At 38.3% G+C, this 7793-nt stretch carries 6 protein-coding genes; 1 reads left to right on the forward strand and 5 read right to left on the reverse strand.

Annotated elements, in window-relative coordinates; genetic code table 11:
- The first annotated feature begins 554 nt into the window (after nucleotides 1–554).
- Nucleotides 555–1112 (forward strand): shikimate kinase, encoded by a 558-nt coding sequence (locus ADA55_RS05550; RefSeq protein ID WP_048680309.1) that lies wholly within the window; start codon nucleotides 555–557, stop codon nucleotides 1110–1112.
- A gap of 115 nt (nucleotides 1113–1227) precedes the next feature.
- Here ADA55_RS05550 and ADA55_RS05555 read toward each other — a convergent pair whose 3' ends face one another.
- The 5 genes from ADA55_RS05555 to ADA55_RS05575 form a co-directional block, all read right to left on the reverse strand.
- A complete protein-coding gene (locus tag ADA55_RS05555) occupies nucleotides 1228–2241 on the reverse strand; it encodes a LacI family DNA-binding transcriptional regulator (protein WP_048680312.1) in 1014 nt (337 codons plus the stop codon).
- A 222-nt stretch (nucleotides 2242–2463) separates the two neighbouring features.
- Complete coding sequence (locus ADA55_RS05560; RefSeq protein WP_048680315.1) at nucleotides 2464–3669, reverse strand: MFS transporter; 1206 nt, start codon at nucleotides 3667–3669, stop codon at nucleotides 2464–2466.
- Nucleotides 3670–3940: 271 nt separating this feature from the next.
- Nucleotides 3941–4825: a shikimate dehydrogenase gene (locus ADA55_RS05565; protein WP_034306141.1), complete on the reverse strand. Its 885-nt coding sequence runs from the start codon at nucleotides 4823–4825 to the stop codon at nucleotides 3941–3943.
- Nucleotides 4826–4885: 60 nt separating this feature from the next.
- Nucleotides 4886–5647, reverse strand: a complete 762-nt coding sequence (aroD, locus tag ADA55_RS05570) for a type I 3-dehydroquinate dehydratase (RefSeq protein ID WP_048680321.1) — start codon at nucleotides 5645–5647, stop codon at nucleotides 4886–4888.
- Nucleotides 5648–5712: 65 nt separating this feature from the next.
- Nucleotides 5713–6915: an MFS transporter gene (locus ADA55_RS05575; RefSeq protein ID WP_048680323.1), complete on the reverse strand. Its 1203-nt coding sequence runs from the start codon at nucleotides 6913–6915 to the stop codon at nucleotides 5713–5715.
- Nucleotides 6916–7793 lie beyond the last annotated feature (878 nt).

Consider the following 7793-nt stretch of genomic DNA (forward strand, 5'->3'; position numbering starts at 1 on the left):
CATAGTAAGAAGTCAATAGTTATTATTTCTTTCAGCAACCTGCCAAAAGCGATGAAGTTTTGCGTTTGTCTTAGTTGGTGCTTATTTATATTAATCCTTTCCCACCATTAAGTCAACCCATTTCATACATTTTCTTTTTAAATGAATTAATCACTTATATGAAGGAATAAATGTGACTGTCACACCTTGGCTTCCTCTTAAAACATATAAACCAGGAAAATCATTTATCCCATCCATTTGAACTACCGCTTCCCCTTCAACTAAGTGATGCATTTGGAAAAATCCATAAACCATGCAATTGATAGGTAATGCCAATAACAACCTGGATAGATGAGGAAACGAATAATTAGATGCATAAATCGAATACTGAAACCTGATTGCTCCTTCCGGGTAGGGTTATTAAACATTAAACCGCTAAAGCACAGGGTTCCATTGTCCAAATATTAAAATATTTTTTTACAATTTTACTTTCTTGTACTATAATAAATATATTTTAAAAATTTCAGGAGAGACTTTTAATCATTATAAAAAATAGTTGGGAGAGGGATTTATAAATGATTAATAAAAACACATCTTTGAGGATGCAAAGTATCGTTTTTATTGGCTTTATGGGGGTAGGAAAGACGACGATCGGACAGAAAGTAGCCAGGAAATTATATAGGGACTTTATTGATATAGATCAAGAAATTGAAAAGGAATTCAATATGCCCACTACGGAAATCTTCAAGAAGTTTGGGGAAAAAGCTTTTCGCGAAAAAGAAAAAAGTGTGATTGAAAGCCTTAGTCAACAACAATTGAAAATCATTTCAGTTGGAGGCGGGGCATTTTTACAAGAGGATATACGGAATATCTGTTTATCCAATTGCATTGTCTTTTACCTGGACTTATCTTGGGAATACTGGAAAGAGAGAATAGGCTTGCTTATTGATAGTAGACCCGTTTTACAAAGCCGGTCCCTTGAGGAAATCGAAGAACTCTTTTACACGAGACAGGAAATATACTCCTATCATCATTCAAAAGTGAATACCAATGATCTAGATGTTGATGAAGTGGCAGACTTTATAGTCGATTCATTGAAAGTCGCCTGGGATATTTATGATCCGCTTAAGTAAGGCAAACCTTTCTGATATGTAATCAATGTTCCCAATAAAAGAATAATAGAAAAGATGAAAAGGGCACAGCGGTACCTAACCTCCTGTGAACTAATCACCTTTTTATTTTTCTTTTTTAGGAAGACTCTCTAATAATCAGTTCTGGATTCAATATGATTCGCTGTTGTTCACGTTCTATTTTCTCCATTTGCTGATACAGGAGATTCGCTGCCTCTTTCCCAATACGTCTAGGGAATGAGGAAATGGTCGTTAGCGGAGGGTGATAGATTTCTGCGACTGGAACGTTATCGAACCCAACGATATCCATATCTTTTCCAGGAGTAATTCCTTTCATCATTAATCCTTGCATAACACCAAAGGCAATTAAGTCGCTAAAGCAAAAAATCGCGGTAGGCGGATTAGGATTCTCAAGTACTTTCAAAACAGCCTCAAGTCCTCCCTCCCGTGTAGGGGCACTATCTATCACCAACGATTCATCCACTTCCAATCCCGCTCTTGAAAGAGCTTCACGGTATCCCTCCATTCTCTCGATCCAAGTAGAAGATTCCTTTATGCCACCAAGGAGCGCAATTCTTTTATGCCCCTTTCCAAGGAGATGATCAACAGCGATCCTGGCTCCTTCTGGATAGTCTATGCCTACATAGTCGCTATTCACTCCAGGCAGTTCCCTGACAGCAAGCACCATCGGCGTGTCAATTTCATTTAACCGTTCAATTGTATCTTGTGAGCTTTCAGAGACAGGACAAAGAATCAGGCCACCCACCCTGTGTTCCATCATGGTTGAAAGGAGATGATCTTGCTTGGCAACCGAGTCGAATGTAGTCCCCAGCAACACTGTATACCCGACCTCATCCAATGCATCGTGAACGCCTATCAGGAATTCAGAAAAAAAGGTATTTGATATGTCGGTAATAATGATTCCTACAGTATCAGAACTCTGCGACCTTAGGTTTGCTGCAATTCTATCGTACACATAACCCAATTCATGCATCGATTTTAATACTTTTTTTCGCGTCGCTTCCGATATTCGAGGGTTATTGCGAACGATAAGGGAAGCAGTGGAGGTAGATACCCCAGCATGTTTCGCTACCTGTTGCAGTGTGACCCGCCCTTTTTTGGATTGTTTCATAGTTCAATCACCATCTTGAATGTATTTTTGATGTACTTATTATTATCATGTTCTTTCTATAATAATATAGTTACTGTCATTATTACACCCTTGCTTTTGGAACATGGGAATCTCAACGATCTTCAATCACGCCAAAACATCTATATCCACTATTCATTAGTCCAAAAAAAAACACCATCCTAGTTCCGGAAGATGGAGTTTTAAGCAAATCCTTCAATACTTTCAGCCATGGTTAAATATGGTCTGGTGCTGTGTCAATTTCTTATACCGGTAATATACAAAAGCTGCAGCCAGGATTCCTATAGTAGCAATAAAGCAATCAAAAAGAAATATATGCGATATATCCCCACTCTTAGCGATCAAGCCCGTTGCGATTGGTAAAACGACGCTCGCCAAACTGGATGCCGTCGCAACGATCCCTGTTACAGTTCCTTTTTTTCTCCAGAAAAGTTCAGTCATTATGGCAATGGTTAATTGAAAGATCCCAGCTGTCGAGGCTCCAAGGAAAAAGGAGCTAATACTTAAGACAATAGGTGAATGATTCGTTAATATGATGATTACCGTAAGTAAAGTAATCATTGGATAAAGCAATATCACCGTCACGGGCTTAATCCATTTGTTTAATAAGATGGATAATAGCAGGACGGAAATAAGTGACCCCACACTATAATAGCTCAATAATTTAATTGCACTTGAAGATGGCATCCCTGCGACTTCCTGGCCGAAACTCGGTAACCAGATTTGCGAAACTGTAAATAACGCAGTTGATGTAAACCCAATTATGATTAGTGCGACTCCTTCGCTCCAAAATTTAGGTTCCGTTATGAACCTGTTACTGTGAAAATCCTCTTCTTTACTGACAGCTTCGGATTTGCTTGGAAATGAAGCGGACAACACCAAAAACATATTCATGAAATAGATGACAGCCGGTACTAAAAATGAAAACCCGTAAAATAATTGGTTCGTAGTAAGAAACAAGATGATGAATGGCAGGATTGTAGCACCAAGCGAACCAAAAGCCTTAACCATAACACTTGCGGAACCAGCAGATTCAGGAAACATTTCAGTTAGCGCCGGATATGTACCAGCATCCATGGCTGAGTTGGAAATTCCCGCAAGTAAGGCAAATACAAAGGCCATTTCATATGTGGGGGAAAATGGAATCCCAATTAAAAAAACGCCCATTATAACCGAAGAGACCATGATTAATGGTTTTCTTCCAAATTTATCTGATAATACTCCCGAGAAACCATACGTGAGTAATCTGCCTATTCCTATTGCTGCAATAAGATAACTAATACCAGTAGAGTCCGTATCCCATTGTTCTGTTAAAGAGGGCATGTTTGAGGCGAGAATAATATTAACCATCCCCAGCAGAAAATAGTTAATATACATGCCAGATGCCGCTTTAAAATACTGATTTTTCATTATTACACCCCTATAATAAATCACGTTGTGTTACTCCCATATAACACCTTAATGCACAATGTAATTACATTAAAGTCTCCCCTTTATGTTATCCATTTACATGAAAACCACTTTTCAAAAAAAAACGCTAAGAAAAACAGGGGATTTCACTCCCTGAATTTCTTAGCTCCGAGGTTTGGTGCACCCAATTTTTTTAATCATTTAATAAATGATGCACATCGAGTATGAAAAAAACCTCTATTTGGAGAAGAATCTCCAGAGTGGAATCATTTTATTCTGCAAACAATTGCTCTTTGATGAAATCAACAGGCATTTGTTGACCTGTCCATAATTCAAAGGCTAGTGCACCTTGCCAAAGCATCATCCCAAGACCATTAATAGCGGTAGCACCTACAGCTTCAGCTTGTTCCATTAGTTTAGATTTTCGTGGGATGTAAACAACATCGGTTACGATTAAATCAGGACGCAGCATTGATTCGTCTTGAATGACACTTAAGCCTTCAAGTGGTTTCATGCCAACGCCGGTTCCATTTGCCAAAATATCACTAGTTGCGATTTCAGCCTTTAATTGTTCAACATTTTCAAGAGGGTATACATTGGCTTTCACATTTAAATGCTTCATATCCTCATTGATGATTCGTACATTTTCTTCTGCTTGAGGGAAGAATGCATCATCACGAGCAAAAATGCTGATTTCCGCCACACCTTCCAGCGCAGATTGAATGGCAATTGGGGTAGCAGCCCCACCAGAACCGATAAGAGTCATTTTCTTGCCTTTAATATCAATACCATGTTCTTTTAGGTTCCGGGTATATCCCATCCCATCAGTGCTGTGCCCTACGAACTTTCCATCGACATTGACAACTGTATTAACCGCTCCTGAAAATTTAGCACTGTCCGCCAATTCATCAAGATATGGAAGGATCTTCATTTTATTAGGCATGGATACGTTAAATCCTTTTACATTTAATGCACGCATCCCTTTGACTGCATCTTCCAGCTCTTCATTTCCAACCTCAAATGCTAAATAGGCGCAATTCAAGCCTAATTTATCGAAAGCTAGATTATGCATGGCAGGTGATAATGAATGTCCGATAGGTGTTGCCAGCAATCCTACTAATTCTGTTTTCCCATTAATTCGTCCTAGATTTTCCATGTTCTACTCCCCCTGATTTTTTAAACTTTATATAAATTCCTTCTTGGAAGGAATTATGAATTAAATATTTTGATCAATGATTTCCAATACATTCCTTAATTGTGTAACAGGAATTTGTCCTGGTGCAGATGCTTCTTTTCCGGCACCGAATGTACAAGCAGATCCAAACACCGCGCCTGATAATCGACTGACCAGGCCTGTACCCGACATTGACATCGTAATGAATGGGCGATCGGCATACTTTGTTTTCATCGTGTAAGTTGCATCTAATAATACGAGTAAGTCACCTACTGTTTGGGGCATTACAGCGATTTTGGGAATATGGGCGCCAAATTCCTGCATCTTACGCAATCGGTAAATGATTTCTTCTTTTGCTGGTGTCTTATCGAAATCATGGTTACACATCACAACGTATACCCCATTTTCCTCAGCTACCTTCACAGTCTCCTTCACTGATGATTCCTCAAAAAACAACTCAACATCGACAAGATCAATATTCTTCGTTTTAATTGCTGTATGAAGAAGTTGGAAATAATAATCATCGCTGATTTCCTTGTTTCCGCCTTCTTTATCGCTTCTAAAAGTGAAAAGCAGCAAAGTACTAGGAACCGCATTTCTAATTTTTGTAATCATATCCGAAACGGCTTCTAAGCTTTCGACTTGTTCAAAGACATCTACTCGCCATTCAATGATATCCGGCCGTAGTGCATTTACCGTTTCAACTTCTTTAAGCAGTTCTTCTTTCGTTGTCCCCATTAGTGGAACGATGATCTTTGGAACCCCTTCTCCGATCGTTACGTCTTTGATCGTGATTGTTTGCATGATGTATCCCCCTTTTATCACTATCATCAGTGGGGTTCATCCCCCCTGATGTTCGGTTAGACCGTTTAATTGGAAACTTTAATTACCTTTTTGTATCGATAGGCGACGAATACGGCCAATAAAATACTAATTGCCGCAATTGCCACATCAAACAAGAAGACCGCTGTTAACCCAGCACTCTTAGAAATGATACCAGTAATGAAGGGTATGATGATAAAGGCTGAACTACCTGCAATGTTTACATATGAGGTGATCGTACCTTTATTGGCAGGGAAGAATTCCGTGATTATTGTCATGGCTAATTGGAATACCCCTGCAGTTGAAAGCCCTATGAAGAAAGCGCTCAAAACGGTTATAAATGGTTGCTGGATGTAGATGAGTGACAATAAAGATAATGCCGCAATGACCGGATAGATAATCATGACGGTAATGGGCTTAATTACTTTATTCAATAGAACAGCTAGTAAAATGACAGAAACAAGGGAGCCAATGCTATAGTAACTAAGCAATTGAACAGCCTTAGCTTGGGTTAGTCCCAATACATCTTGTCCGAAGTTCGGGAGCCAGACTTGAACCAACATGAATAAAGCAGTTGATGTGAAGCCTAATAGTATGACGGCCAAACCTTCCTGAGCAAACTTCGGTTTTGAGAGGAATTGCTGTTGAACCGGCACAGCTTGTTTATCATTCTGAGTTTGGCTTTGGGCTTTATGATCCGGGAATGAAACCTTAAGCAGGAAAAACCCATTAACAAGATATACAGCAGCCATTAAGAAGAATGTATACCCGTAAAACATATCTCTAGCTATAAAGAACGCCATGATAAATGGAAGAAGTGCGGCACCGATTGAAACGAACGCTTTTACTAATACGGTAGCGGAACCAGCTTTCTTTTGAAAAGCCTCAATAAGTGCTGGATACGTACCTGCATCCAAAAATGAATTGGCAATACCAGCACATACAGCAAATATAAATGCCAATGTATAGTTAGGAGCCAAGGGTATGCCTATAAGGAAGATCAGGTAGATAAAAGATGCTGAAACAACAAATGGTTTCCTTCCTAATTTATCCGACAGTCTACCGGCGAAAAACAAAGAAACTAACTTACCGATTCCTATGGCAGAGACCAAGTAACTTATCCCTGAGGCACTGGTATTTAATTGATTTGACAAATTTTCCATATTTGATCCAATGATAATATTGATCATGCCTAAAATAAAATAGCTAATATATAAACCTGTGGCCATTTTTATAAATGGATTTTTCATGAAACACACCCCTATTTAAAAAGTTATCGAAATGCAATTTGATTCTTAAGCCTTTCAGATGTTGCCCCCTTGCCCCATACCATAAATTTAAGAAAAATAATGACGTACTAAATAAAACAATAAACTTCATAGATTAACCGGCTAAGTTAGTACATCGTTCTACTAACTTGCGCATTACTAGTATATCGTTCTACTAATCGTGCTTGTTGTTAGTATATCGTTCTACTAAATTTTAATCGATTAGAAAAGTATTGATAAAACACTTATGCTACCGCTAATTAGTTAAATTTATTTAGTATATCGTTCTACTGGATTATTATACTGCGCTAATTTAATTGTGTCAAACTCATGAAGCGGTCCTTAATCACCATAGAGCAATTCCTCATACTCATTATTTTTAAATTCCGAAGGTCTCATTTTGGATCTTATTTACCTTAAAGGTTCAGCCCTGCCTTGTATTTGTTAGTGTTCATACAAGTTGGAAGAATACCTTTTATTTGCAGAGGCACCAATTATTTTATCCTTTATGAGGGCTTCCTTCTATTTTGATATTTCCCACATTTTTAGTTACCAGTTTCTGAATTAATTTCTTTTTAGCTAAAATATATGTACTGCTGCTTATTTAAATCCAATTATCCAGTTATTTGCAATCGATTTTAATAACCCAATGTCTAAGCAGATGGTACTAATATCTCGCTTATATCCTAAGTTACGATAGTCGAAACGGGTTAAATTTAAAAGGATGAACAATTTTCGATTTCAGCCCCTTTCAATGGTGAGGTAACAGCTTCTATATATATAACAGGGCTTCATAATTTCTTCTTGACGCAAAAAAAGACCAGCCGGATGGCTGATCTTTTTAAATGGCTTGGCGGCGT

Origin of the sequence: Bacillus sp. 220_BSPC, assembly GCF_001054655.1 — a bacterium.
GTDB classification, from domain to species: Bacteria; Bacillota; Bacilli; order Bacillales; family DSM-1321; genus Peribacillus; species Peribacillus frigoritolerans.

Bases quoted from the DNA above. Each gene is read 5' to 3' on its own strand.
- ADA55_RS05550 (WP_048680309.1), top strand. From the start codon at position 555: ATGATTAATAAAAACACATCTTTGAGGATGCAAAGTATCGTTTTTATT.
- ADA55_RS05555 (WP_048680312.1), bottom strand. From the start codon at position 2,241: ATGAAACAATCCAAAAAAGGGCGGGTCACACTGCAACAGGTAGCGAAA.
- ADA55_RS05560 (WP_048680315.1), bottom strand. From the start codon at position 3,669: ATGAAAAATCAGTATTTTAAAGCGGCATCTGGCATGTATATTAACTAT.
- ADA55_RS05565 (WP_034306141.1), bottom strand. From the start codon at position 4,825: ATGGAAAATCTAGGACGAATTAATGGGAAAACAGAATTAGTAGGATTG.
- aroD (WP_048680321.1), bottom strand. From the start codon at position 5,647: ATGCAAACAATCACGATCAAAGACGTAACGATCGGAGAAGGGGTTCCA.
- ADA55_RS05575 (WP_048680323.1), bottom strand. From the start codon at position 6,915: ATGAAAAATCCATTTATAAAAATGGCCACAGGTTTATATATTAGCTAT.